At 60.5% G+C, this 24,717-nt stretch carries 20 protein-coding genes and 1 pseudogene; 7 read left to right on the top strand and 14 right to left on the bottom strand.

What is annotated here, in order from left to right; all coding sequences use genetic code 11:
* Window positions 1-441: 441 nt before the first annotated feature.
* Both OKW44_RS04945 and OKW44_RS04940 read right to left on the bottom strand, forming a co-directional pair.
* Window positions 442-1,137 carry a phosphatase PAP2 family protein gene (locus tag OKW44_RS04945; RefSeq protein ID WP_018425163.1) on the bottom strand — a complete coding sequence of 232 codons (696 nt, stop codon included), beginning with the start codon at window positions 1,135-1,137 and terminating at the stop codon, window positions 442-444.
* Window positions 1,138-1,861: 724 nt separating this feature from the next.
* Window positions 1,862-2,773 (bottom strand): AraC family transcriptional regulator, encoded by a 912-nt coding sequence (locus tag OKW44_RS04940; protein ID WP_018425164.1) that lies wholly within the window; start codon window positions 2,771-2,773, stop codon window positions 1,862-1,864.
* A 154-nt stretch (window positions 2,774-2,927) separates the two neighbouring features.
* Here OKW44_RS04940 and OKW44_RS04935 point away from each other — a divergent pair, with 154 nt between their 5' ends.
* On the top strand, window positions 2,928-3,761 hold the full coding sequence (locus tag OKW44_RS04935) for an oxidoreductase (RefSeq protein ID WP_018425165.1): 834 nt from the start codon (window positions 2,928-2,930) through the stop codon (window positions 3,759-3,761).
* Window positions 3,762-4,088: 327 nt separating this feature from the next.
* Here OKW44_RS04935 and OKW44_RS04930 read toward each other — a convergent pair whose 3' ends face one another.
* From OKW44_RS04930 to OKW44_RS04915, 4 genes are all read right to left on the bottom strand, one after another.
* Window positions 4,089-4,340 carry a DUF1488 family protein gene (locus OKW44_RS04930; RefSeq protein WP_018425166.1) on the bottom strand — a complete coding sequence of 84 codons (252 nt, stop codon included), beginning with the start codon at window positions 4,338-4,340 and terminating at the stop codon, window positions 4,089-4,091.
* Between the two features lie 69 nt (window positions 4,341-4,409).
* Window positions 4,410-4,727, bottom strand: coding sequence for a hypothetical protein (locus OKW44_RS04925; RefSeq protein WP_018425167.1), 318 nt, complete (start codon window positions 4,725-4,727; stop codon window positions 4,410-4,412).
* Window positions 4,728-4,837: 110 nt separating this feature from the next.
* Window positions 4,838-4,975, bottom strand: coding sequence for a hypothetical protein (locus OKW44_RS04920; RefSeq protein WP_018425168.1), 138 nt, complete (start codon window positions 4,973-4,975; stop codon window positions 4,838-4,840).
* 126 nt (window positions 4,976-5,101) lie between these two features.
* On the bottom strand, window positions 5,102-5,707 hold the full coding sequence (locus OKW44_RS04915; RefSeq protein ID WP_026226650.1) for a TetR/AcrR family transcriptional regulator: 606 nt from the start codon (window positions 5,705-5,707) through the stop codon (window positions 5,102-5,104).
* 130 nt (window positions 5,708-5,837) lie between these two features.
* Here OKW44_RS04915 and OKW44_RS04910 point away from each other — a divergent pair, with 130 nt between their 5' ends.
* Together OKW44_RS04910 and OKW44_RS04905 are read left to right on the top strand one after the other, a co-directional pair.
* A complete protein-coding gene (locus OKW44_RS04910) occupies window positions 5,838-6,761 on the top strand; it encodes an NAD-dependent epimerase/dehydratase family protein (RefSeq protein WP_018425170.1) in 924 nt (307 codons plus the stop codon).
* 2 nt (window positions 6,762-6,763) lie between these two features.
* Window positions 6,764-7,108 (top strand): DoxX family protein, encoded by a 345-nt coding sequence (locus OKW44_RS04905; protein WP_035471879.1) that lies wholly within the window; start codon window positions 6,764-6,766, stop codon window positions 7,106-7,108.
* Between the two features lie 286 nt (window positions 7,109-7,394).
* Here OKW44_RS04905 and OKW44_RS04900 read toward each other — a convergent pair whose 3' ends face one another.
* Entirely contained in the window at window positions 7,395-7,580 is a 186-nt protein-coding gene (locus OKW44_RS04900; RefSeq protein WP_162634108.1) for a hypothetical protein, read from the bottom strand.
* Here OKW44_RS04900 and OKW44_RS04895 point away from each other — a divergent pair.
* Entirely contained in the window at window positions 7,579-11,400 is a 3,822-nt protein-coding gene (locus tag OKW44_RS04895) for an autotransporter outer membrane beta-barrel domain-containing protein (protein WP_280785278.1), read from the top strand. The genes OKW44_RS04900 and OKW44_RS04895 overlap by 2 nt on opposite strands.
* A 496-nt stretch (window positions 11,401-11,896) precedes the next feature.
* Here OKW44_RS04895 and OKW44_RS04890 read toward each other — a convergent pair whose 3' ends face one another.
* Window positions 11,897-13,045 (bottom strand): WD40/YVTN/BNR-like repeat-containing protein, encoded by a 1,149-nt coding sequence (locus OKW44_RS04890; protein WP_018425173.1) that lies wholly within the window; start codon window positions 13,043-13,045, stop codon window positions 11,897-11,899.
* A gap of 83 nt (window positions 13,046-13,128) precedes the next feature.
* On the bottom strand, window positions 13,129-13,398 hold the full coding sequence (locus OKW44_RS04885) for a MoaD/ThiS family protein (protein ID WP_018425174.1): 270 nt from the start codon (window positions 13,396-13,398) through the stop codon (window positions 13,129-13,131).
* Window positions 13,399-14,113: 715 nt separating this feature from the next.
* Between OKW44_RS04885 and OKW44_RS04880 the strand changes: the two genes are divergently transcribed.
* The 3 genes and pseudogenes from OKW44_RS04880 to OKW44_RS04870 all read left to right on the top strand — a co-directional run bounded on the left by OKW44_RS04880 (window position 14,114) and on the right by OKW44_RS04870 (window position 18,761).
* Complete coding sequence (locus OKW44_RS04880; protein ID WP_084754441.1) at window positions 14,114-16,852, top strand: autotransporter family protein; 2,739 nt, start codon at window positions 14,114-14,116, stop codon at window positions 16,850-16,852.
* A gap of 518 nt (window positions 16,853-17,370) precedes the next feature.
* Window positions 17,371-17,745, top strand: a pseudogene (locus OKW44_RS04875) (EamA family transporter); the annotation flags it as partial.
* Window positions 17,746-17,801: 56 nt separating this feature from the next.
* Window positions 17,802-18,761 carry a tyrosine-type recombinase/integrase gene (locus OKW44_RS04870; RefSeq protein WP_239499266.1) on the top strand — a complete coding sequence of 320 codons (960 nt, stop codon included), beginning with the start codon at window positions 17,802-17,804 and terminating at the stop codon, window positions 18,759-18,761.
* Between the two features lie 208 nt (window positions 18,762-18,969).
* Here OKW44_RS04870 and OKW44_RS04865 read toward each other — a convergent pair whose 3' ends face one another.
* The 5 genes from OKW44_RS04865 to OKW44_RS04845 all read right to left on the bottom strand — a co-directional run bounded on the left by OKW44_RS04865 (window position 18,970) and on the right by OKW44_RS04845 (window position 24,289).
* Window positions 18,970-19,605, bottom strand: coding sequence for a hypothetical protein (locus OKW44_RS04865; protein ID WP_162634110.1), 636 nt, complete (start codon window positions 19,603-19,605; stop codon window positions 18,970-18,972).
* Complete coding sequence (locus OKW44_RS04860) at window positions 19,583-20,119, bottom strand: hypothetical protein (protein ID WP_162634111.1); 537 nt, start codon at window positions 20,117-20,119, stop codon at window positions 19,583-19,585. Before OKW44_RS04860 ends, OKW44_RS04865 begins: the two co-directional genes overlap by 23 nt.
* A 109-nt stretch (window positions 20,120-20,228) precedes the next feature.
* Window positions 20,229-20,822: a hypothetical protein gene (locus OKW44_RS04855; RefSeq protein ID WP_239499267.1), complete on the bottom strand. Its 594-nt coding sequence runs from the start codon at window positions 20,820-20,822 to the stop codon at window positions 20,229-20,231.
* 57 nt (window positions 20,823-20,879) lie between these two features.
* Window positions 20,880-21,284, bottom strand: a complete 405-nt coding sequence (locus OKW44_RS04850; RefSeq protein ID WP_084754443.1) for a lysozyme inhibitor LprI family protein — start codon at window positions 21,282-21,284, stop codon at window positions 20,880-20,882.
* Window positions 21,285-21,373: 89 nt separating this feature from the next.
* Window positions 21,374-24,289, bottom strand: coding sequence for a hypothetical protein (locus OKW44_RS04845; protein ID WP_026226653.1), 2,916 nt, complete (start codon window positions 24,287-24,289; stop codon window positions 21,374-21,376).
* Between the last annotated feature and the right edge of the window lie 428 nt (window positions 24,290-24,717).

Below are 24,717 nucleotides of genomic sequence, written 5' to 3'. Positions count from 1 at the left end.
TCTGATTGCTGAATGCGAGCGGCCTCGAGAAGCCATCTGGTTGTCATTTTGGCTTCGCTTATAGCGCTAAAGCATACGAGGCGTATCGGGGGAATCTGTGCGCTTCCGGACAATTCTTCAGCAATAAAGGCAAAACGGCTATTGAAGACAACACATTGGATTAGTTTATCTCGCTACGCTTTATCCTGGCCGCGTGCCTTAAACGCACGCCGAATTGCATCATGCGTGCTGTCGGGCACGCGAATCGCGGCCATTTGATGGAGTATGCCAACCTGCTCGGCTTGCAGTCCCTGGACCGGCGAAACCGGCATGCCATGAGGAGCCTGTGCGATTGCCGACCATCAAGCACTCGCTGCGCTCCATCAAATGACAAGGGACTGGCGGTATCGATCAGATACGCGTGGTCGATCTCAGCCTGGCGCGCGCGTTTTCCCCGCGTGATCATTGGCCTTGTAATACCGACCGCCCCAGAACCAGTAACTCGTTGAACTGGGTTACCAGTTCAAAACACAAGACAAACAACACGGTATAAAAGGGCCCGGGAAATTTGTGCATCCACCCCAAAATCGGCACTGAAAAGCGCGTTCTAACGGCGTCCCGAGTCATTATCCCGGTGATGGTCGCTCCAATCGCCGCCCCCGCAAGTATGTCGGTCGGATAATGCCAGCCGAGATAAACGCGCGGCAGACAAATGAAGATCGCGGTGTATAAAAGTGCGAGCATGCCGACGCCGCGCCAAACCAGAAAGATCCCAGTTGCGACCGAAATCCACAGCATTGCGTGGTCACTCGGAAAGGAGCTCCAGGCTGGCAGCACGGCCGCTTCCAGACCACCCGATGGAAAATTCAAGTGCAGCTCAGGATTAAAGAGAGGCCGCATACGGAATGGCAAATAATGGGCAATGAGCCTGAATATTGCGAGCGCAAGAAGGCCGCTCGCGATCGTCGCGACGACCATTTCACGCTCCCATTCGCCACGCTGGCTGGGTTTGAACCATATCCACCACAATACGGGCATGAGCACCAAACCTTTGAATGTGTATAGGTCCGCGATGATTCTTATCGCGTGGTTCAACATGGCGCAACTCAAAGCAATGTGCGTCAGGAAAGTTTGGATTGCGGTATCGAAAAGGTCCATTCTGCAATTTCTCTAAATTTTTTAGTTATAGAGTTTCTGAGCAGCGGGAGCGGGCACGGGTTGTGTCGCGATAGTCATTCCACCAATCGCATCTGCCCGCGGGCTTCGAGTCGTTGCTGCGCAAGAACTTTAGCCTTGACGTTTTCGCGAACCCTCACGCAGGCACATGGCCCGACGAGTTCGTGCTTCGTCATCCACACACGCACAGCCATCTGGGCGCGTGACCGCGATTGTGTATTCGTCGTCAAGAGAAGTGGTCAACACGGGGCCTTTACCAGGCCGCTCGAAAAAGATTTTGGGCATGGGATTGTTTCCATTTGGTTTCTACGTCGCGCAGCCGAGCGACCAGCGGTGTGTTGTTGATTGAGCTCTTCATGCAGTCAGTTAATCCGTTGGCTGGGTGATTTGCATCGTCGCTTGAAAACGGCCGCCGTCCCAGTATCCCCCCTAACTTTCGGACAATCGGTGTGACATCGAACGTTCGCGCTCATCGGTGCCGGTTGTGATCCAGCGCTGCCCTGATTACGACGCGGGGCCGGCGGTCTCGCAACCCGCAGCCAGCGAAGACCGTTACTCGCGATGGGTTTCAACCTGCGCTGAAAGCCTCCCTCGTCAAAAGTAACCGTCCTCCATGACGACGTTGCGGGCGCATGCTTCTCACCGTCTAGCAGACATTTGGGGATGTCCGATCACTGATCTACGACCGAACCGAACCGCGGCAAATTCAGTGCGACGAGACATAAGCCGTATCAGCGAATACTGCCGGGATCGCGAAGCTCTCGCGCATACGCTTTGCCTCCGCGGCCGGCGTCAAGCCAAACAGACGCCTGAATTCCCTGCTGAACTGGGACGGGCTCGCATAACCCACAGCATGTCCCGCCGCCTCCGCGGTTAGCTCATTGCGCACCATTAACAGGCGAGCCTGATGAAGGCGCGTCGACTTCACATATTGCATCGGCGACACCTGCGTAATTGCCTTGAAGTGGCTGTGGAAACTCGGAATGCTCATACCCGCTTCGTCGGCCAGTTGCCTCACGTCGAGGGGCTGCGCATAGCTTGCATGAATCAGGCGGAGTGAGCGGCCTATCTGGCCGAACTGTCCTCGCATCGCCAAAGCCTCGCGCAACGCGCCTCCCTGGGCTCCGGTGAGCACCCGGAAATACAGTTCACGCAGCAGCCCGGCGCCCAACACAGCAGATTCGAGTGGCCGATGCATCGCCTCGAGGAAGCGCAGCACGGACGCTTGCATTGCGTCATCCATCGGCGTCGACATCATGCTTTGAGGTGCTGGTGCGCACTCCCCCACGCCTTCGCGGTCGATCCGCTCCGCAAGTTCGGCGGCCAATGCGAAATCGAGGTGCAGATACAGCGCGAGCAGTGGGCGCTCCTCGGTTGCGTCGGTCTCCATGCTGAACGGCACGGGCACGGACACCGCCAGGTAGTGACGCTCGTCATACAGGTAGAGCTGGTCGCCGAAATATCCTCGCTTGCGGCCCTGGCAGACGATCACGATACCCGGGTCGTACAGAACGGGCGTGCGCGATAGCGCCCGGTTCGACCGCAAGATGCGGACGCTCGGCAGTGCCGTCAGGTTGTAGCCCTCGTCGGGCGCCAACGCGCGTAGCAGGACAATCATGCGTTTCTGGCTTCGAGAGGACAGAGCTGGATGCTGGGTCGAAGCGCGTATCGTGTTCATAGTTTTATGCAAGAAAATTAGCGGAATGCGGCTTAGTTTGCCTCGCGCGTCAGAGTATTATGCACTCTCCAATCGACATTCGGGAGAAGCTTCAATGGCAACCAGCAAAACTCTGCTCATCACCGGCGTCAGCAGCGGCTTTGGCCGCGCGCTCGCACAGGAAGCGCTGGCGGTGGGTCACAAGGTCGTCGGCACGGTGAGAAGTGCCCAGGCGAAGCATGAATTCGAGTCCTTATCCGCGAATGCCGCTTGGGGACGTGTGCTCGACGTGACCGACTTCGACGCGATCGACGGCGTCGTGGCGGAAATCGAGGCTGGCGTCGGACCAATCGATGTGCTGGTCAACAATGCCGGCTACGGCCACGAGGGCATCATGGAGGAATCGCCGCTCTCGGATATGCGCCGACAGTTCGATGTGAATGTATTTGGTGCGGTCGCCATGATGAAGGCCGTCCTGCCGTTCATGCGTGAGCGCCGCCGCGGCCACATTCTGAATATCACATCGATGGGCGGCTACATCACGATGCCGGGAATCGCTTATTACTGCGGGAGCAAGTTCGCGTTGGAGGGCATCTCCGAGGCGCTTGGCAAAGAGGTCAAGCCCTTCGGTATTGCCGTGACGGCCGTGGCGCCGGGCTCATTTCGCACTGACTGGGCAGGTCGCTCGATGACGCGGACCCCCCGCTCGATTTCGGATTACGACGATATTTTCAATCCCATCCGCCAGGCCCGCGAGGAAAAAAGCGGCAAGCAATTGGGAGATCCCAGGAAAGCGGCGCGCGCAATGCTGGCCGCCATTGCAGCGGATCATCCGCCCACGCGTCTTTTGCTCGGTAGCGACGCACTCGGGCTCGTTCGAGACAAGTTGTCGGCATTGAACGCGGAAATCGATGCCTGGGAGGCTACCACCGTTTCGACGGACGGCTGATGACCGCCGAGGCTGAGAATCTGTCGAGAACCGTATCCCGCGGCGTCGGGTGCGAACGAAGCGATGCTTGCCCGATCTGAAAGTCCGTTGGCAATGCGTAGCAGCCCTTTATTCGTGACACACCGAACGACGGCTCGGGGTCCGATTGCCGCTCCGGACTTGGCCAAGGGATCGATGGATCTTTCGAGGCTTCATCGCATAAGTTTCTCGAAGCAAGTCGAAGCGAGCGTGCGCTTTCTTCTGCATCCTCGCCTCGAGCGCAACCCTCGGCGGATGCCTGCGCGCCCGATGCGGCGGGTGTGTCGCTCGCGGCCTGCCCAGGCTTCTTCAGTGCAGCGTGTAGAGAGTCTGCGGCCCCTCGGCATAGAGGGTCATGGCGACCTTCAGGATCTCATTGCGATTCCGGTCAAAGGAGGCCAGCACCTCGGCTTCGTCAGTACCGAGGGCGGAGTCGAAATGCTTCAGTACGCGGTCTTCCACAAAGAAGGTAATCTCGCGTGCCTTGTCGTATCCCCAGAACCACACGCCATGCCTGATCCCATCATAGCTGCGGCTGGGGTTGGAAAAACTGAGTGCCATGTGTCGTCCTTCGTTCTACGCCTTGGATGGACCGGGTTGCACGCTCACTACCTGCGCTGAGCGCTCCCGCTAGTGCGGATCGCCTTTCATGCTTTCGGCTTCCATCGCGGCATGCAATTCCTCGTACGCCTCGATTGGTTCCATGTCCTGATCGACGAACGCGGCTGCGCGCTCAGCGGCGGTCGACGCGTCGCCCGGGATATCGCTCCCGCTGTCGTCTTCGGTACTTGGCGGCAGCAGCATGTCCTCGAGCATCCCGCGCAGTTCGGGCGTATTCCATGGCTTGCCCAGCTTGGCCTTCCTGTTCAGGTAGTGACGAATTTCCGAGTCTTGCTCGGCCGTAAGCGGAAGCCCACGAAAAGTGGGGTCCGAGTTGTGGTGGATCATGATGCGCCTCCCGAAGCGGTTTGCGCCTTCAATGTGGAGATATCAATTTCCTGCGGTGAACATTACAAATTGCATGTGATCGCTCTGCCGCATGTCCGCGGCCAACCGATTTACTTCTTCTTCTTGGCGACACCTTCGTTCGCAACCCGCGAATGAACCGTGCTGAACGGATTTGCCGGCACTGACGGCTTCGTGGGTTGCTTGGGCTTTTTCGCTTCGCGAGTGCTGCGTAATTGACTCTTGGCCATGGTGTTGCTCCTGATGCGTTGCGTGACAAGGTGGTATTCCCAGCATACGCGCTTAGCTTGGTCGCGGCGTCAAAATGAACTGATGTGCAGTGTCGCTACGCGGAAAACTGCCAAGATTGGCCCATTTTAGCGAAGTGCAGCCGCTACCGCCTCGTCAATCTGCAGCGCAAAGCGCGCTTCAACATCGGGCACCGTGTAGCCAATTGACAGTTCCAGATACGCGTCGCCTAGCACCAACTGAACGAATGTCGCTGCCCGCAATACAGCAGTCGATTCGTCAAATCGCTTTCGCAGAATTTTTGCCGCGAAGGCACGCACGACCTTTGCGCCATTTTCGTAAAACACCTGGCCGAGTTCCGGAAGACGCTCCGCCTCAGCAACGATGGCCCGGTAAAGCCGCAGATTGTCGAGCGCGATAAGGTTTCGTGCCAACACCCACCCCAATTCGCGCAACTCGACTTCGGGCGATCCATCGGATTGCTCGTCCCGAGCGCTGGCAAGAAGTCCACCCACCTGAGCGCACATCGAGCTCACCAGTCCAACGAAGAGCGCCTCCTTCGACTTGAAGTGGCGGTAGACCGTCTGTTTGCCGACGCCAGCGGCCGCGGCGACATCGTCCATTGTTGCCAGGCCGAAACCTTGGCTTAAAAAGACGGCTTTCGCGCCTTCGAGGATGGCGGACCGCTTACGGCGTTGCAGCGGGCTTAGGTCGGGCAGAGAGTGCGTGTTCATCCGAGATAAATAACAGATCGCCGACCAGTTGACAAGACTGGTCAGTCTCGTTTAGATTCACCAAAACGAGACCGGCAAGTCTCGTTCATGTGACTTATCAACTTCGCAGGCAATCATTGAGGATGACGCTATGGAACTGTTCATTACAGGTGGTACTGGCTACATCGGGCAAGCGGTCGCGCGCAAGGCAATCAGCCGCGGCCATCAGGTGACGGCGCTGGTGCGCCAGGACAGGTCGGCGGCCGCCAGCGCGCTGGCACGTCTCGGCGTGAAACTGCATTCCGGCGACCTGCGTGAGCCGCAGTCTTTCGCTGCGACTGCCGGTGTCGCTGATGGCGTGGTGCACATGGCGTCGACCGGTGATGCTTCCGCCGGTGCCGTTGACGAGGCTGCGGCTGTAGCGATGCTTTCGCATTTGCAGCCGGGCGCGGCGTTTATCTATACGTCGGGCACCTGGGTCTACGGCAATACGGAGGGGGAGCCCGCGACTGAAGCTTCGGCGCTGAACCCGACACCACTTGTCGCCTGGCGGCCCGCAGTGGAGCGACATGTGCGGGCGCTAGCGGCGAGCCGCTCGATTGCCGCAGTGATTCTCAGGCCGGCGATGGTGCACGGCTACGGCGGCGGCGTCTTCGGCATGCTTGCGGGGATGGTCCGTCAGACCGGCAGTGTGAGGATCGTCGGCGATGGTCGCGATCACTGGCCTGCCGTTCACGTCGACGATCTCGCCACGGCTTACCTGAGCGCGGTGGAACAGGCGGCAAGCGGGGACGATCGAGTCACGGGACAGATCTTCAACGTGGTCGCGGAAGATGCCGTTGCCGTTGCCGAAATGGGTGAAGCGATTCGGGCCTCGGTCGGCGCCGATCGCGTCGAACTCTGGTCGCTCGACGATGCTCGCAAATCGCTTGGACTGTTCGCTGACGCACTGGCGCTCGACCAGACAGTAAGCGGCCAGCATGCCCGGCGAGTTCTTGCGTGGGAGCCCCACGGCCCCGGTCTGATTGCGGACCTCTCTGCACAAAAACACTTTCAGCAAATCAACGGAGCATGACGATGGCGTGGAACAGTGCGTCTTTAGAATCGATCCTCGCGACGATCGTAGCGGTTCTGTTCGCGGTTGCTGGGGTGGTCAATCTCGTAAGACCCGGCGCGGTGAAGCGCGACTTCGCACGCTGGGGTTATCCGGCATGGTTTCAGTGGCTCTGTGGCGCTCTCGAGTTGTTGAGTGCGGCACTTCTTCTGGGACAACAAACCAGAGTCTTCGGCCTAACGCTGGCCGGTGCGATCATGATCGGTGCGCTCTTCACGTTGCTACGGAATCGGGAGCCGTTCCGGCATCTCGCCCCGGCGCTGATCTTCTCGGCTCTCATTGTGGTTACTGTGGCGGTCCGCGGTTGAGGCTTCCTTGTCACCAGGCGAGTGAGCCCGGGACGCTAACAGGCCGCGCGGGCAATCCGTGCTGCAGGTACTTGAAATACGCACACGGATAGCTGCATTGGACCAACTCCGGTTTGATAACGTGCGTCATGCGTCCGCTTTTTGTAGCGAAGCCTTCCGGGTTAATTCTTGACAAATCAATCTGCCTACCTACCCTTAGCAGAACTTGGCAACAGCTCAATCGCGTGCAACGACTGTTCGGGGAGATGCTGTCCAGAATCAACGTCGATGGGTCGGTCTCCCAAAGTCAAGCTCGCTTGACCTGGCAAACGTCCACCGGCAGGTAACGGAGGGTCGTCGTGGCGGCAAGATCGATGCACCGCGCATCGTTAAGCACGTTGGCCGGCAGCGCGCGCGGTCGATTGACGATTCCGCTGACGACGCGGCACCAGCGACTCAACTCTTTTTGCATCCTCCATGCCATCTGGCTCATGGGCCTGTCACCCGTGCCGGCATTGGCGCAGACGGTGACCGAACGGCCCAATCTCTCCGGGAGCGAAACGATCGACACTCCCGCCAACAACGTCCTGTTCGTTGGCACCGATAACACGAGCACCAGCTTCTCCGGCACGATCAACAATGCTGGCGTTGCGAGCGATCCAACGTCGCAGCAAGGCCAGTTTGTCAAAACGGGAGGCGGAACACTGACGCTCGACGGCGCAAGGATCCGGGGGGGCTCCGCATTCGTGATTGGCGGTGGACTGGCGGTGACGAGCAGCGACGCCGCCATCGACTATCTTTCGCTGGGCTTGGGCAATGCCCCAACTCTTCCCGGATCGACGTCGTCTGGCACGTTGAACGTGAGTGGCGGCACGCTCACGTTCAGCTCCGCGCTCCAGGTCGGCGACTTCGGCGGCACGGGCACGGTTACGCAGACTGCGGGCAACGTCGTCTTCGGTATGCCGGGCACGCCGGTGTCGCTGAACATCGGCAACCAGGGCGGTACGGGCACCTACAACCTGGCGGGCGGAACGGTCACATTCGGCAACAGCACCACCGACTTCATGACGCTCGGCCGCAATACGCAAGGCAACCCGAGCAGCGGCACGCTCAACCTGAGCGGCGGCACCTTCAAGGTGGCTAACGGGACGCTGTTCATCGGCTCGAACGTCACGTCCACGGGTAGCCAGGGCACCGGTACGATCAACCAGACCGGCGGTACCCTTGCAATCGGCAGCGCGTCGAGACTGTTCCTCGCGGCGGCCGGCAACGGCACGTATAACCTGTCGGGCGGCACACTGCAGATTGGCGGAAGTTCGCTGTTCGGCGACTTCAACAATCTGGGTGGCACCTATGCATTCAATCTCGGTGGAGGAACGATACAGGTGGTGGGTTCGGCGCTGAGCACAGGCGTCAACGCAACGCTGGTCGGAGGCACGACGTCGACCATCGACACCAACGGCACGGGCGCGACATGGTCCGGCGTGCTCTCCGGAAGCGGGGCACTGGCCAAGGCCGGCAACGGCGTGCTCACGCTGACCGATGCGAATACCTATACCGGCATGACGACCATCTCTGCTGGCACGCTGGCGCTGACGGGAAGCGGCAGCATCAATTTGACCAGCGGGATGTTAAACAACGGCACCTTCGATATTTCGGGCGTCACAACCGCTCCGATTCCGGGGGTCGCGACGGGCGTCGTGCCGCTGCCGAACCTGTCGGGCAGCGGCACCGTGATCGACGGCACGAACATACTGGTGGTTGGCACCGATAACACGAGCACCAGCTTCTCCGGCACGATCATCAATGCCGGCACGGCGAGCGACGCGCTGCACGGCATCTTCGTCAAGACTGGCGCGGGGACGTTCACGATCAACGGTGCGCGAATTCAGGGCGGCTCGGCTTTTGTGGTGGGCGGTGGACTAGCGGTCTCCAGCGGCAGCACCGCGATCGACTATCTTTCGCTGGGCCTCGGCAATACCCTGGCGACGCAGGTCCCCGGATCGACGTCGTCTGGCACGTTGAACGTGAGCGGCGGCACGCTCACGTTCAACTCCGCGCTCCAGGTCGGCGACTTCGGCGGCACGGGCACGGTTACGCAGACCGCGGGCAACGTCGTCTTCGGTATGCCGGGCACGCCGGTGTCGCTGAACATCGGCAACCAGGGCGGTACGGGCACCTACAACCTGGCGGGCGGAACGGTCACATTCGGCAACAGCACCACCGACTTCGTGACGCTCGGCCGCAATACGCAAGGCAGCCCGAGCAGCGGCACGCTCAACCTGAGCGGCGGCACCTTCAACGTGGCTAACGGGACGCTGTTCGTCGGCTCGAACGTCACGTCCTCGGGTAGCCAGGGCACCGGTACGATCAACCAGACCGGCGGTACCCTTGCAATCGGCAGCGCGTCGAGACTGTTTCTCGCGGCGGCCGGCAACGGCACGTATAACCTGTCGGGCGGCACACTGCAGATTGGCGGAAGTTCGCTGTTCGGCGACTTCAACAATCTGGGTGGCACCTATGCATTCAATCTCGGTGGAGGAACGATACAGGTGGTGGGTTCGGCGCTGAGCACAGGCGTCAACGCAACGCTGGTCGGAGGCACGACGTCGACCATCGACACCAACGGCACGGGCGCGACATGGTCCGGCGTGCTCTCCGGAAGCGGGGCACTGGCCAAGGCCGGCAACGGCGTGCTCACGTTATCCGGCCAGAACACCTTTACCGGTCCGACCAACGTTCGCAATGGCGTGCTCAATCTGACCGGCTCGTTGCAGTCGCCGGTCAATGTGGAGGCGAACGGAACCCTGGGCGGTACAGGAACGGACTTGAACACCGTCACTAATGCCGGAACGGTTGAGCCGGGCTTCGGGCTCACGGCAGGGCAATTCGGTGCGATGACTGTCAAAAATTTCGTGGGTGCCGGCGGCACGCTCGCGCTGCGGACGTTCCTCGGTCTGGATGGCTCGCCGTCGGACAGACTCATCATCAACGGCGGCAGCGCCGACCCTTCAGCCGTACGCATCACGAACGCAGGCGGCTCCGGTGGGTTGACGACAGGGAACGGCATTGTCGTCGTCGAGACAGCCAACGGTGGCACCACGGCGTCGGACGCCTTTATGCTCGTCGGCGAGGCGCGCGGTGGCGCCGAAGACTATCGTTTGTTTCGCGGTGGCCTCAACAGCAGCAATCCCGAGGACTGGTTTCTGCGCTCGTCGTTCGTCGTGCCGCCCCCACCGGAGGGAGGCGAAGAGGAACCGGGAACTGGACCTGGCACCGAGCCCCCACCGGATCCGCTGCCGCCAGGCGTCTACCCGATCATCGGGCCGGAACTGGCCACCTATGGCGTAGTTCAACCGGTCGCCCGGCAGATGGGTGTCGAGATGCTCGGGACGCTCCATGAGCGCATCGGCGACACGCTCACGACGGCGAGCGGCGGCGCGGGCGGCTCGGGCTGGGCAAGCTCCGCCTGGGGACGCGTGTTCGGCGGCCAGATCGACAACCGCTACGGGGCTTACGCCGATCCGCGCGTGAGCGGCGGAGTCGGAGGCGTGCAGACCGGTCTCGACATATGGCGTGGAAGCGTCTGGCCCGGTCATCGCGACGCTGCGGGCGTCTACTTTGCATACGGCTACGGCAGTGCAGATGTCGACGGCCTGGTCACCAACGCAACGGCAACCGGATACGTGCTGGAGCACACCGGCTCAATGCATCTGAATGCATATACAGGCGGAGGCTACTGGACGCACTACGGCCCCAGTGGCTGGTATGTCGATGCGGTTGTGCAGGGTACACACTACGACGGCGCCGCGACCACTCAGTTTGCGAATCTGCCGGTCCGGGGTACGGGCTTCGCGACATCACTCGAGGGGGGCTATCCGATCCCGCTGCCGCTCGGCCCGGGTTTCGAGCTGGAGCCGCAGGCGCAGATCATCTGGCAGCACGTGTCGTTCTCCGACGCGAACGATGGTCTGGGTGAAGTCTCCCTCGGCTCCACTTCGGGCGCAAGTGGCCGCCTCGGCGTGCGCGGGAAGTGGACCATCGAAGGCAGCCAGGGAGCGGTGTGGCAGCCGTATGTGCGTGCCAACCTGTGGCGGGATTTCAATGCCCAGGCCACCACGACCTTCGCCAATGACCGGGTGCCGCTGAATGTGCAGGCCACGCGACTGGAGCTCGCCGGCGGCGTCACCGCCAGGATCAAGGAGCGGCTGAACCTTTACGGACAGTTCGGCTACCAGTTCGCTGTGAGTGGAGACAGCAATGTCCGCCGTAGTGGCGTCGAGGGCGACCTCGGCGTGCGCTACCAATGGTAGGGCCTCTAAACGTGCAAGGTGTCCTGCATCCCGACCTTCCTGATCGTAGAGCATCAAAAACGGCCTCAGGATGCGGAAGCCATCGACCGCCAGCAACGGGGAGCGTGCTGCCGATCGATGCCATGCGGTGTGCAAGCTGTGTGTGCAAATCGCGTGAGGCGGCGACCGGCCATGAAGGTCATTCTTCAGAATCATTCTCTGGACGTACAGGGGGCGGCTCCGCACCGGCAAACGGCCGTTCGATTGGCGAAAATGAGCTGCGTCCTCCGCCAACAGCTGTCTCTCGCGCAGGGACGTCCGCGTGACTGCTGGTGCTGATCAGACGTTCGGCGAAGTGTCAAAAAGTCTCTTGTGACAAGCCGAGCTACACAAAGCGGTTCGCCGGCGCGTACGGCTCGAAGTATCGATCCATCACGCCGATGCACGCATTCAGGCTATGTCCGGCGCATGAATGGCAATGTAGGCGTTTCATGTCTCACCAGCCCGCCCCGCGCCCTCATCCAAACCGAACACAATAAGCAGGCGGCAAATGCGCTGAAATCAAATGCCAGCTTTCGCCGCCGTCGTCGGACGTCCATAGCGCGCCGGTGGTAGACGCCATTGCGAGGCGCGTGCCGGAGTCGTCTACAGCGAGCCCGTGCCGATACACGAGGTCATACGCCGGTGCAGGCGGCAACCCGTTCGAGAAACGCTCGAACGTGCGGCCGCCGTCGCGTGTGCGCGTGACGACGAACTGGCCGTCCACCGGGATCCGGCACTGGTCTTTCACGGCGGGCACAAACCACGCGGTGTCCGGCTCGCGCGGATGCACGGCAACCGCGAAGCCGAAGCTCGATGGCTGCGCTTCGATCCGCTGCCAGTGCGCCGCGCCGTCGGTCGAGCGGAAGATAGCGCAGTGATGCTGCGTCCACAGCGCTTCTGGATTTGCGGCGCATTGCACGACGCGGTGCGGGTCTTGCACGTTGGCATCGCCGCGCCGCTCCGGCGGCATGTAGTCGGCCTCCATGCCTTCGGCACTAACGCGCCAGGTCGCGCCGCCGTCGGCGGTTTGCCAGACGCCGCCACACGACACGCCGATCGTCACGTGCCGGCTGTCGCGCGGATCGACCATCACGGAATGGATGCCCGGCGCGTCGTAGCCGCCTCCGAACCATTCTCGGCGCTCCGGGCGATCCCACAGCGCCCGGTTGAGCAGCCATGTGTCGCCGCCGTCGTCGGAACGGAAGAGCCCGCCGGGAATCGTGCCGGCCCACAGGACGCCCGGCTCGTCCGGGCCGCCGGTTTCGAGCGACCAGATTTGCTGGAGCGTCCAGGGAGGAGCCGGCGGGCTGGGCACGGCGGCGCTCGCATTGTCCGCGCTCGTGTCCGCGCCGTCACCGGTATGCGTCTCGTCGGCCGGCTGCGGCGGGTAGACGGGGACCGCGCACTCTTCCCAATCCTCTATGCCCGCGCGCCGGCGATGCAGCTTCACGCCGAAGTGGCCGAGATTGAGCGCGGCATACAGCGAACCGTCGCGCGGATCAGGCAGCACCATGCTCACCGGCTCGCCGACGAAATACGGCTCACCGAGCGTCCAGCCGCCCTCGCCGTCGGCTTGCAGAACGAACAATCCCTTGCGGGTTGCAACAAGCAATCGATCGCTCATGTGAGGTGTCTCCTGTCGACCAGAGTTGGCGCTTTAGCGCTTACTCTGGTCCCATGCAAAGCTCGAGTAAGAGTGGAACCTTCTTATCCGCCCGACAACGCCTGTATGACGTAAACGCGGCTTTCCTCGCCGAGCGCATCGGCCAAATGTTGTCGGTCGCGCACCGGCCGGCCGTCGACAAACACGGCGAGATGCCTTCGCAGTGAGCCCTGATCGTCAAGGATGTAGCCGCGCAGTCGAGGTTGCTCGGCGAAGACGGCCGCCAACGCTTCACCGAGCGTGCGCGCGTCGATCTCGCGCTCGGGCGTTGCGATATGCCGTTGAATCGAAGCAGCGAAGAAGATGTGCGCCATGGCGGGGTAGCCGAGCGGGAATGGCCTGTTCGTCGATTCTGCAGTTTAGACGATCCGCAGGGTGCTTCGGGGCATCGCCATACAACAGAGGACAGGTTGCGCCTCCGAAGCGGCCGTTGCGGTGTCGCGAGTCCGAAAGGCGGCTCGGGGTCGCGGGCCGCCGATCGTGACCACGAACGTTTCGGCTGAGCATGCCCGTTGCATGAGGCGGCACGCGGCCACATCCGGTCGTTCAAGCCATATCGCGCAATGACATTCAAGCGTCCGGGGACAGCTCTTAGCGGACGTGGAGCTGCGTCAAGCGTTGAATACTACTGGCGCGCGCAGCCAATTTCATTCGCTTGTCTGGTCATTCGGTACTACAACAACAGAAGCAAACGCAAGCGGCTTGCTTCCGCGACTTCAAACTTGCCGTGTCAATCTCTAGAGGGGGCACGCAATGCAGATAGAGGGATGCACGAAAGCGGCGCAATCCTGGCCATCGCTGACCGAGCACAGCGTCACGGTCCCAATGACCAGGCCCAATGCAGATTGCTGGCACGGCAAGTTCCGCCAACTCATGCAACGCGGTCCGATTGCCGCAGCAGCGTCGCCGAACCATTCATTTCCATGTCAGCGTCCCTCCACATTGGGCAGCCAGGCATTCAGGTCAGGCGCACCGCCGTCTGCCTTCGACAACTTCCTGTATCACCCGGCAAAGATAATGCGGGTGGGGATGGCAAACCCCGACGCGTCAGACGAAGGCGCACCGAAAAGCGCTCTAACAACGTTCCGGCTTGTAGTTTTCCCCCTTCTGGCTGCCCTGGGCGCTACCGGCGCTGCCGATCTCGTTCATGCACAGTCAATAACGACCACGGGCAACGTGACCCCCACGGCGCAATTGCCGTCTACCTCGACCATCACGGGCCCCGTCCAGGCGCCCGCGGCCGTTGGCGTCGGCAACGGCACAAACGGCAGTCTTACCATCGAAGGCGGCGCAAGCGTCACATCCAACACCGGGTCCGTCGACAGAAACATATGGGGCGTGGGTGCCGGAAACATGGCCACGGTGATCGTGACCGGTCCGGGGTCGACTTTTACGAGTTCGCCGGCCAACGCCAGCAATCTGGAGCTCGGTCAGAACGGGGGAATGGGCAATCTCACCATCGAGAACAGCGGGACAGTCAACGCACCATTTCTGCGCGTTGGTTCCGGCGTCAACGGACCGCCCGACACCACCGGCGGCACGGGCTTCATCGCGATCACCAGCGGCGGAGCGCTCAATATCACGGGGAGCCCCTTTGCCACCGCCGATCAGATCGGCTGGCTTTCCAACTCCGTGGGTACGGTGACGGTAAACGGCACTGGCGGCGGGGCCACTTATACCAGCGGCCCTCAGATCAGTGTCGGCTGGGCGGGGGTGGGCACTCTGAACATCATCAATGGCGGACTGACTACGGCCAACGGCGGAATGGACGTCGCAGTTCTGGCCAACAGCACGGGCACCGTCAATGTAAATGGCGGCGGCACACTGGCGACGACGTTCCTGACAGCCGGTTGCGATCCGGTTCGCATCGGCCAGCAGGGATGCACCAGCGTCCAGAAGGGCAATGCACAGCTTAATTTCAACGACGGCACCTTGCGTGCGCTGACGAGCAATTCAGGCTTCCTCACTGCCTTTTCCGGCACAGAACTCAACATCATGGCGGGCGGCCTGAGCATCGACAGTCAAGACTTCACGGTCGCCACCGATACCACCTCGGCCTTCACCGGCGCGGGCGGGCTGACCAAGATCGGCAGCGGCACGTTCATTACGAATGCAGCCAACAGTTACAGCGGTGTGACTACGGTGACGGCCGGCACGCTTGCAGCGGGCGCGGTCGATGTCTTCAGTCCGAATTCCGCGACCGTGGTCAATCCTGGCGGAACGCTCGCCCTGCAAAGCTTCAACCAGACGCTCCCCAGCCTTTCGAACGCGGGCGCGGTCGTGCTCCCGGCAATTGCGGGTGAATCCAGTCCAGCCACGACGCTGACCGTCAACGGTAGCTACTCCGGTAGTGGCGGCCACCTCGTGCTCAACAGTTTTCTTGGCGGCGACGGCTCTGCGTCCGATAAGTTGATTACTGGCTCGGCCTCAGGCACCACGAGTATTTTCGTCAACAATGTCGGTGGACCGGGCGCGTCGACCCCGGGCAACGGCATCCTCGTAGTGCAGCAAGCAAGCGCGGCGACACCCGGTGTTTTTGACCTTGATAACCCGGAGCTGCGCGCGGGCCTGTTCGATTATCGCCTGTACCCGGGGGGCCGCAACGGTACGGACCCCACCAGCTGGTTCCTGCGGTCGTCCTTCATCGTGCCACCGCCACCTGGACCACCACCCGAGCCTCCAGGACCACCTGGACCACCTCAACCGCCGGGGCCGGAGGAGAACGTCGGCACCGAACCGCCGCCTCAACCTTCACCGCCGGGCGTGTGGCCCATCATTGGACCGGAGCTCGCGACCTACGGCGTCGTCCAGCCCATCGCCCGCCAGATGGGCCTGACGATGCTCGGCACGCTGCATGAGCGCATCGGCGACACGCTTACGGCCGCCGGTGGCGGCACGGACGGTTCGGGCTGGGCGCAGTCCGCCTGGGGCCGTGTGTTCGGTCAGCAGGTCGATAACCACTATCAGGCGTTCGCCGATCCACGTGCGAGCGGTTGGGTCGGGGGGCTGCAGACTGGCCTCGACCTGTGGCGCGGCAGCATCTGGCCGGGCCATCGTGACACCGCTGGCGTGTACTTCGCCTATGGCTATGGCAATGTCGATGTCGACGGTCTCGTCACCAACGCGGCGGCCACCGGCTACGTCCTTGAGCACACCGGTTCGATGCACCTGAATGCGTATTCGGGCGGTGGCTACTGGACGCATTACGGCCCGAGCGGCTGGTATCTCGATGCGGTGCTGCAGGGCACGTACTACGACGGCAACGCGGGTACGCAGTACGCCAGCCTGCCGCTGCGCGGCTCGGGCTTTGTGACCTCGCTTGAAGGGGGCTATCCGGTGCGGTTGCCGCTAGGGCCTGGCTTCGTGCTCGAGCCGCAGGCGCAGATCATCTGGCAGCACGTATCGTTCAGCGATGAGAACGACGGCCTGGGGCCGGTTGCGCTGGGCTCGACTTCGGGCGCCACCGGGCGGCTCGGCCTGCGAGGGCGGTGGACCATCGAGGGCAGCAACGGTGCCGTATGGCAGCCGTATGTGCGGGCGAACCTGTGGCGGGACTGGGGCGCGCAGGCGAGCACGGCCTTCGGCACCGACCCGGTGCCACTGAACGTGCAGGCCACGCGCGTGGAGTTCGCCGGCGGTGTCGCCGTGAAGATCAAGGAGCGTTTGAGCCTGTACGGCCAGTTCGGCTATCAGTTTGCCGTGAGTGGAGACAGCAACGTCCGCCGCAACGGCGTCCTCGGAGATCTCGGCGTGCGCTACAGCTGGTAGGCATCGCGGTGCGGAACGGCGTAGTCAGGGCCTTTTGCTTGTTCGATCGCTTGCCAATGCTGCGCGAAATTGCGTCGCTGCAACGTTCCCGCAGCATGGGGTGTGACGATAAAACCATTCAGCAGTAAGCACTGCCGCGACCAGAGCAACGGTGCAAAAGGCCACGTCAGCTAACGGCCGTTCCAGTATCCAAAGCGGCCGTTGTTTGTGTCTTTGATCGAACGGCAGAGATGGGTCGAGATGGATGTGAAAACGCAAGGGTACTCAGTTTTCGGGTGTCGCTTTACCCTTGGCAAGTTGCTGCCAGCCATACGGCGCGGTCTGAACGGTCGGCTTTTCCCAACGCCGCACTGAGTGTGCGTTTCCACACTGCCTCGGCCACTTCATTCAGGAGTCTTGGCTACATCGGTGACAATCCGTCTACAAGTTAACTTTTTGCTGCGCTCGGCGAATTTCGTCCGTCACCCCAGCGATGGTCTGTAATCTGTCCCTTCTGCTGCGGACAAGAGGTCGGAGTTGTGAGATCAGGATACGGCGCGATATTCACCGCCTTAATCGCCGCGGCGCTGTTCGGTGCCGCGACGCCGTTGGCCAAGTCGCTGCTCGGCTCAGTCAGCCCCTTCATGCTCGCGGGACTGTTTTATCTCGGTAGCGGCCTGGGGCTTGGCGTCGGCATCGCGTGGCGAGCCTTCCGCGCGCGCGGGCTTCAGTCCGCCGCGGACCACCGCATCACCAAAGGCGAGTTGCCTTGGCTGATCGGGGCGATAGCGATGGGTGGCGTCGCCGGCCCCGCATTGCTGATGCTGGGCCTGTCCACCACACCAGCGGCAACGAGTTCGTTATTGCTCAACCTTGAGGGTGTGTTGACCGCAGTGATTGCCTGGGTCAATTTCATGCCGCACCAGTCTACAATGTTCCGGCGCTATCCGGCTTTCGCCGATGGGCTGAAATGGCACTCACTGACAGGCAGGCAAGAGCACTGCAACCCGGCGACAAACCGGTTTTTGAAGGCAAGGTAACGGGGTTGTTGCTCACGCCCGGCAAGACGGGCAGCAAGTGGACGCTACGCTTTACGAGTCCGATAACGGGCGAGCGCCGCGACGCGGGCAAAGACCCCATTGCGGAACGCGACCGCGACCAGCAGGCCGCCAGCATCACGGCGGCGGCACTGCCTTTCGAAAAGGCCGCGCGCAAGGTTCACGAAGAACTCAAACCCGGCTGGCGAAAAGCGAAGCATGCGGACGATTGGATCAGATCGCTTGAGGCTTACGCGTTTCCGCTGCTTGGCCAGAAGAAGCTCGACACCGTGACGGCCGCCGACTGTGCCGACGTGCTACGTCCGATCTGGCTAGGGAAGGCAGAGACCGCTAGCCGTACCCGCCAGCGCATGCACGCCGTCATGCAATGGGCTTGGGCGCACGGCCATATCACGTCGAACCCGGTTGCAGTGGTCGATCACATTCTCCCGAAGCAGAACGCAAAAAAGGAACACCAGCCCGCGATGCCGTGGCGCGACGTGCCCGCCTTCGTGAAAACGCATGTTGCCAGATTCAAGCAGGGCGAAGCCACCCGCGCCGCCCTGCATTTCCTGATATTGACGGCGGCGCGCAGCGGCGAAGTGCGCGGCGCGGTGTGGGATGAATTCGACCTCGAAGCAGGCATCTGGACCGTTCCCGACGAGCGCATGAAAGCGAAAGAGCCGCACCGCGTCCCGCTATCATCGCCCGCGCTTGCGCTTGTAAAAGCGCTCAAGGAACAGAAACTACACGACACGCTGATCTTTCCGTCGCCGCGCGGGAAGGTTGTGAGTGACATGGTGCTCACGTCGTTTCTGCGCCGCGTTGAAGCTAAGAGCGACACGCCGGGACGCGTGGCGGCCCGCCCACGGTTTCCGCAGCAGCTTCCGTGACTGGGCCAGCGAACACGGCTATGCGCGTGACCTTGCCGAACGGGCGCTCGCGCACACCGTGTCGAACAAGGTTGAGGCGGCCTATCACCGCACCGATTTGATGGAACAGCGCCGCCCGATGATGGAAGCGTGGATAAAGTTTGTATGTAGCTTGGGGGATTAATTGGAGTCCGGTGCGAAACCGCAAAGCGACCGGACTCTGGAAGTCTCAGTTAGGCTGCTCGTCGTGCCATGTTTGGAACACCTGAATCAGCTTTTTGACGCGCTGTCTTGTCCGATCGGAGGCATGCCCTGAAAAATAGGTTCTGTCGGTAGCACTGACGGTCCCCGTATTGGTATCCAACCGAACGCCGCCAACTGACGAACTCAGATACGTAATGTCGTAACAGTAAGAATCTCCAGTTTCATCCGGTCGCTTGTACAGCAATACAAATGTGCTCTTCTGCAGCTTCTCCAAGTTCGCTGGAACGCAAACGGGCACCTCGCCGAATTTGTCAGGCACCGGCGCAGCAGGGTTCTGTTGCAGGAAGTTAATTTTTACGTAGCGACCATAATTTAGGCCCACCACATCGCTCTCATTAACTATATAGCTTACGTTGTCCTCCCCATCAGTCGCGGAACCCACGCACTGCAACAAAATCGGCTTGGAATCTTTTCTCCATGCGATAGATGTGATCCGCTCGCCACAGAGCGCTTTCGCTTCAGACAATGAACGGCTGAAAATTGCGGAGCACTCTCCGTTGCTGTCGCAACTTCCAAACAGCGAGGGTGTTGCCGCGAGCGCGCTCATTGATGCAGTCAGAGTAAGCGCCGCAGCGAGCCTAAATTTGACAAACATATGCATGTGCATCCTGGGAAATGAGATTGAAATTCGCATTCGTTCGTTGGCTTGTATGCCCGTAGGCGGTGTACGAGTACGGCGATTGCTGAAGAACTCCGATTCGCCTACTCATACAATCTGCCACATATACATGCTTTGCCGCTTTCGCTCGCTCTTCCACTGCAATCCGGACAAGAGCAGATTGACTTGCCGGATGTTCGCTCGCCACTCTGGCCTTGATTGCGGCAACGGCTGGCGTAAGCGACTGCTGCTGAACCGCAACATCGAACAGTGCACAATATGAGACGAGTTCAACCTTCTTCATCAAATCCGACGACAAGGACCGAAGAAACTCGATCATAGACATCACATGCTGGTGTCGTTCACGCACGGCAGTCGCGATCTGAATATCCTTAAACGCCCGAATATTGGCCAAGCTTTGGAAGGGTGCTTTCCAGCTACTTGGATTCGTTGATTGCTGATTGATTGCCCAATTATATAAGTCACCACTATTGCCGCTCGTTATCGCGTTATCCAAAGTGTTGTAGTTCGATGCCGGTGGGAATGCGGCTTAAAGGAAGCAGGATCAGCGCTACGCATTGCTGATAAGACTGGAGCTAATGTCCCGGAACCAGCGTTCCACTGGATCAGACCATATGACATGCCCATACCGTCAAAATTGCCAGCGGTAGCCGCATAGTCCATTGGATGATTCCCCTGAGTGCAAGCAGTTGCGCCTTGGACAAGGGAATGCAAACCGACGCATCAATAAAATTCCCCACCAATCCGATCGGGTGCATATGCCAAACGTCGGGGCTAGCGGGAAAGCCCTTGACCGCGCTCATCTTTTCCCACCATTGCAGCTTCTTGATCCGCTCCATCTCGGTGGTCCAGGTGGGCTTTCCGAGCTTCCCCATCAGCGGCATCAATTTTTCCCACTTGCCCATGTCGCCGCCCCATTCGCTTTCGTAGCGAAAGATCACATGCGAGACGGCCTCGGCCAGCCACGGCACGGTTAGCGCCTTCCGCAGGTCAGCCGGAACCACGTTCCCCCTGCCGCTACCCTGTCGCTTTGCCGCCTTCTCCAGCTTAGCGATGAACTGCCCCGCGTTCACCGTCGCGGCAACGGTACTGAGTTCCTTCTCATCGACTTGTGTGTAATGGAATGGGGTGAAGCGGCCTATCACCGCACCGACCTGTTGGAACAGCGCCGCCCGATGATGAAAGCGTGGGCGGCGCACATCGTGAACTATTGATTAGTTGCTAACGCAAACGCCCACGATTCAAAGCCATAAATTTTAATTCCCCCCCATTTCTTCTAAAATCATCTCAAGTTCACTTGCCCTATCAAACACCGACCGCAACAAGAAATCGAGGCTCGTTCCCCGTGTGGTACCGAAAGAGCCTGGCACGTGCTCCGCGAGGAAATTATAGTTATCATCCCGCCACGTGATCCATTCGTGCTGCACCTTGTCTAAATATGTCTTGTCCTCGGGTGCGAGTTTCTTGACCACATTCGCATAAGCGATATTTAGCCGCTTCTTTTGCACCGAAATCTCAGAAGTGACGCAATCAGCTTGAGCATCACCATTAGATGCCGCTTTAGTACACCGTGCGAATTGTTGTGAATAATTTCGCTCATCAGCATTGGCGGCAGAGGATAGCAAAATCATAAAAAAAACGAAAAATTTTAAATATTTCATATTCAAAATAAATTTTATTAAATTGGGAATCTCGGTGAAGTTAGTTTAATTTGATTGGTGCGTGCAATATATCGCAAAACATTAAATTATTAAGCTCCGCCCTTTATAGAAAGCAATATATCACGAAGGCGATTCGTTGACGGCATAAATGCGTGGTTGGCTGAAGATTCATAATACGAGAGAGTCCCATCCGATATCCTGCTGCCTTGTATTGCGCGCCCGCTAGGCGCGGCAATTGACGCCCATTCTTTGGCAGCCGCGTATTGCGCGTCATCCGCAGTGCCAACACCCTTTTTCACAAATGCTGCAAGTGCGCCCCCTCCAGCTTTGTTTATCAGATACTCTCTAAAGACGCGCTCCTGCATATCTGCATCGTATTTCTCATCGCCGGTCAGGTTCATTGCGGCCTTTGCCGTGCGCAAGGTGGAAATGACGGTCTGATATTTTCCGGTTGCGAAGAGCCTGTTGTGGTCAGTGCCTGACAGGGACTCAGTTCCAATTATTTCATTAATCGTCTTGTCAGTAACCGCACCTGGCAACGGATGCCTAGGCGAATAGCCCACCCTTCCGCCGGGAACGTCCTTAGTGCCAGAATTATACGATTCGTATCCACCTTCCCCCCCTGAAATGATATCTCCGATCTTTCGAATCAACTCATCAAGACTGCTCCCTGATTTAAAGAAGTTCCCCACCAGCCCAATCGGGTGGATGTGCCAAACGTCGGGGCTGGGGGGAAAACCCTTGACGGCCTTCACCTTGTCCCACCATTGCAGCTTCTTGATCCGCTCCATCTCGGTGGTCCAGGTGGGCTTTCCGAGTTCCCCCATCAGCGGCATCAATTTTTCCCACTTGCCCATGTCGCCGCCCCATTCGCTTTCGTAGCGAAAGATCACGTGCGAGACGGCCTCGGCCAGCCACGGCACGGTTAGCGCCTTCCTCAGGTCAGCCGGAACCACGTTCCCCTTGCCGCTACCCTGTCGCTTTGCCGCCTTCTCCAGCTTGGCGATGAGCTGCCCCGCGTTCACCGTCGCGGCAACGGTACTGAATTCCTTCTCATCGTCGCCTTCGATCAGCCGCTTCACTTCAAACAGGGTGCGCCGGTACATGTCGAGCAGCGGCACGCTGGTCGTATCGACCGTATCGAATCCCGGCCATGCCCACGGGCTTTCCCAGAGCGTATCCGGGTGGCTCTTCTCGCACACCCATCGCGTCATCGTTCTGCCCTCGTCGTCGCCCGCCGTAATTGACCACCATTGCGTACCTTGATCGTCAGTCGCCCGGTCGATTTCGCGCCCCTGATCAAGCTGGGCGCGCGAAAGTACCTGCTGGTAGCCGACAGCCGGACCCTGGGCATCGGCAAGCTGCAACGGGAATGTTGCCCAGGTCGGGACCGTTGCACCGGCAACCTTAGCCGCATACTTGGTGCGCTCAACCCAGAGCGGTTCGCCGACGGGCGTCCCGCTGGCGGGATGGGTTTGCCCATGTCCATGACCGTGGGCATGCGCACCTGATTGCGCCGCAAGCCGCGTCGGCTGAACCTTCGCCCATAGTCCCTTGCTCGGATCGCCCTGTTTGCCCGTCGCGAGAGCAAGCGTAAGCCCCGCCAGCCCGGCATTACTTTGCGGATCGGATGGTTTGACAAGCTTCGCCCCCTGCTGGATCAGCAGAAGCGGTTTATCCGACAGTTTCTTCGCCCGCTCCTGGCTCTTGCCAATAAAGTCCTTGATCTGCGCCCCGGTAAAGACCTCGACGTGAAGCAGCGGATACATCCGTTTGGGCGGCAGCATGCTCGTTTGGGTGGAATTCTGGTATTCGCCCAGATAGCCCACCACGTCGCCCGCCTTGATCGGAAACGGCTTGTCGAGCACGACCACCGTATCAAGCGGCTTCGGATCGATAACCGCGTCAAGTTCATCAAGATTTACCCAGCCTGTGACGGCGCGCGGATCGGGTGTCCCGCCAGCGATAGCGGCCACGGGCGTACTCTTGACGATCTTCGCAATCTGCGCCCAGCCATTCGCGACGTTGCCCACAATGGTCAGTTCGCCGCCGTGAGGCAGCAGGCCAATCACCGTCCCGTTGGCGCGGTCGCAGATACGCACGCCGCTCTGGGGCGCACCGGCATTCTGGGAAGCGTCTGCCGGGCTGGCTGGCGGCACGGTATATCGCACCTGGTCCGGATACTGTGACAGCGCATCAACGCTTTCCGGGATCGGTCCTGATGCCGCGCCGCCAAGCAACGCGCCCCCGCCCAGCGTGGCCTCATTCAGCAGGCCCGAAGGTGAACCAAGGTTCAGCGGCGCATTGAGTTGCCGGGGCTGGGCCTGGTGGTCGTTCGCTTTGCCACCCACACGAAAATGCCTGTCGCCCTGCCAGAAAGGCAGCGGGTGAATCGGCGGCGCGGATGGGTTGCCGCCCTCCGTCTGCGCGTCCTGATAACCCTTCCAGTCAAGCTGGTGCATGTAAAGGCTGTAGAACTCCAGCACTTCATCGGCGGGCGGCTGGTAGCCCTGTGGGCTGCTGCTGGCGGTCGTTGCGGATGCACCCGAAGCAGGAGTTGCCGCCGATGATGATGCGCCGGATGCTCCCGATGTGTTCGGCGCGGGTGGCAGCACGAGCTTGTGGCGAATCAGCACGAAGCCTGTCGAGTAGAGCGCGTATTGCGGCGGCGTGGTGGGATACGTCAGTTCGGGATAAGTGGAATCCAGCCGATAAGCCACCACCTCGCCATCGGCAATAGCCCTGACGCCATCGCCCTGCTTGAGCTTGCCGCCCGTGCCCGCGTCGAAGTGGATGCCGCCGTGGTACATGCCATTCAGTCCGAGCGGATAGAACCCGCCATCCGAACCGGCCAGGGCGCTGAGCCAGGTTTGCGGATCGGCGTCATTGCCGCTGATGGGCACGAAAGGAAAGCTCCAGTTTAGGGGTTGCCATTGCGGCGGTGGTGGGGTGGCTGGTGCTGCCGGTGCTGACGGATGATGGGCGTGACCGTGATGTGTCGTCATGGACAGGCTGGCCTCCTTGCTGGTTTCATGGGAGACGCGGCCCGGTACATTGGGACTGCAAAGATGGTGAAAGGCCGCGATGCGGAACTAATTTCGTCCCTGAACGCTTTTACCCTGCGAGCCGCCCCGATTCAATCCAGCAAAGTCTGAAAATTTGTCATTTATTGTCAGGGCGCAATGTCGCTCGCGGACCATCCGCCTGGCTCGTCGTTTGGGTCGTCCCCATTGCCCCTACGGCTGGCGGACGCGCATGCGAACCTGTCCGCGACGCGCATAAAGGTCCGCAAAGTTCGCATTTTGTCCTGGGACATTCGCACATGGTCCGCACCCTCAAGCGGCATGAACGGGAAGGCGTCGGCCTCGGGCGGATGCGAACCCCCTCGCGTAGTGCGGACACCTTTTCGGACCCTTGGCTACGGTCATTTCGC

The sequence above is a fragment of the Paraburkholderia lebeckiae genome (assembly GCF_050436325.1).
Taxonomy (GTDB): Bacteria; Pseudomonadota; Gammaproteobacteria; order Burkholderiales; family Burkholderiaceae; genus Paraburkholderia; species Paraburkholderia tuberum.
This window is presented reverse-complemented; position numbering and strand designations above follow the sequence as displayed.

Coding starts and splice junctions, on each gene's coding strand:
- OKW44_RS04925 (WP_018425167.1), bottom strand. CDS start 4,727: ATGATCCACCACAACTCGGACCCCACTTTTCGTGGGCTTCCGCTTACG.
- OKW44_RS04910 (WP_018425170.1), top strand. CDS start 5,838: ATGGAACTGTTCATTACAGGTGGTACTGGCTACATCGGGCAAGCGGTC.
- OKW44_RS04900 (WP_162634108.1), bottom strand. CDS start 7,580: ATGAGCCAGATGGCATGGAGGATGCAAAAAGAGTTGAGTCGCTGGTGC.
- OKW44_RS04895 (WP_280785278.1), top strand. CDS start 7,579: ATGGGCCTGTCACCCGTGCCGGCATTGGCGCAGACGGTGACCGAACGG.
- OKW44_RS04905 (WP_035471879.1), top strand. CDS start 6,764: ATGGCGTGGAACAGTGCGTCTTTAGAATCGATCCTCGCGACGATCGTA.
- OKW44_RS04865 (WP_162634110.1), bottom strand. CDS start 19,605: ATGCATATGTTTGTCAAATTTAGGCTCGCTGCGGCGCTTACTCTGACT.
- OKW44_RS04850 (WP_084754443.1), bottom strand. CDS start 21,284: ATGAAATATTTAAAATTTTTCGTTTTTTTTATGATTTTGCTATCCTCT.
- OKW44_RS04920 (WP_018425168.1), bottom strand. CDS start 4,975: ATGGCCAAGAGTCAATTACGCAGCACTCGCGAAGCGAAAAAGCCCAAG.
- OKW44_RS04885 (WP_018425174.1), bottom strand. CDS start 13,398: ATGGCGCACATCTTCTTCGCTGCTTCGATTCAACGGCATATCGCAACG.
- OKW44_RS04940 (WP_018425164.1), bottom strand. CDS start 2,773: ATGATTGTCCTGCTACGCGCGTTGGCGCCCGACGAGGGCTACAACCTG.
- OKW44_RS04915 (WP_026226650.1), bottom strand. CDS start 5,707: ATGAACACGCACTCTCTGCCCGACCTAAGCCCGCTGCAACGCCGTAAG.
- OKW44_RS04890 (WP_018425173.1), bottom strand. CDS start 13,045: ATGAGCGATCGATTGCTTGTTGCAACCCGCAAGGGATTGTTCGTTCTG.
- OKW44_RS04945 (WP_018425163.1), bottom strand. CDS start 1,137: ATGGACCTTTTCGATACCGCAATCCAAACTTTCCTGACGCACATTGCT.
- OKW44_RS04845 (WP_026226653.1), bottom strand. CDS start 24,289: ATGACGACACATCACGGTCACGCCCATCATCCGTCAGCACCGGCAGCA.
- OKW44_RS04930 (WP_018425166.1), bottom strand. CDS start 4,340: ATGGCACTCAGTTTTTCCAACCCCAGCCGCAGCTATGATGGGATCAGG.
- OKW44_RS04870 (WP_239499266.1), top strand. CDS start 17,802: ATGGCACTCACTGACAGGCAGGCAAGAGCACTGCAACCCGGCGACAAA.
- OKW44_RS04880 (WP_084754441.1), top strand. CDS start 14,114: ATGGCAAACCCCGACGCGTCAGACGAAGGCGCACCGAAAAGCGCTCTA.
- OKW44_RS04935 (WP_018425165.1), top strand. CDS start 2,928: ATGGCAACCAGCAAAACTCTGCTCATCACCGGCGTCAGCAGCGGCTTT.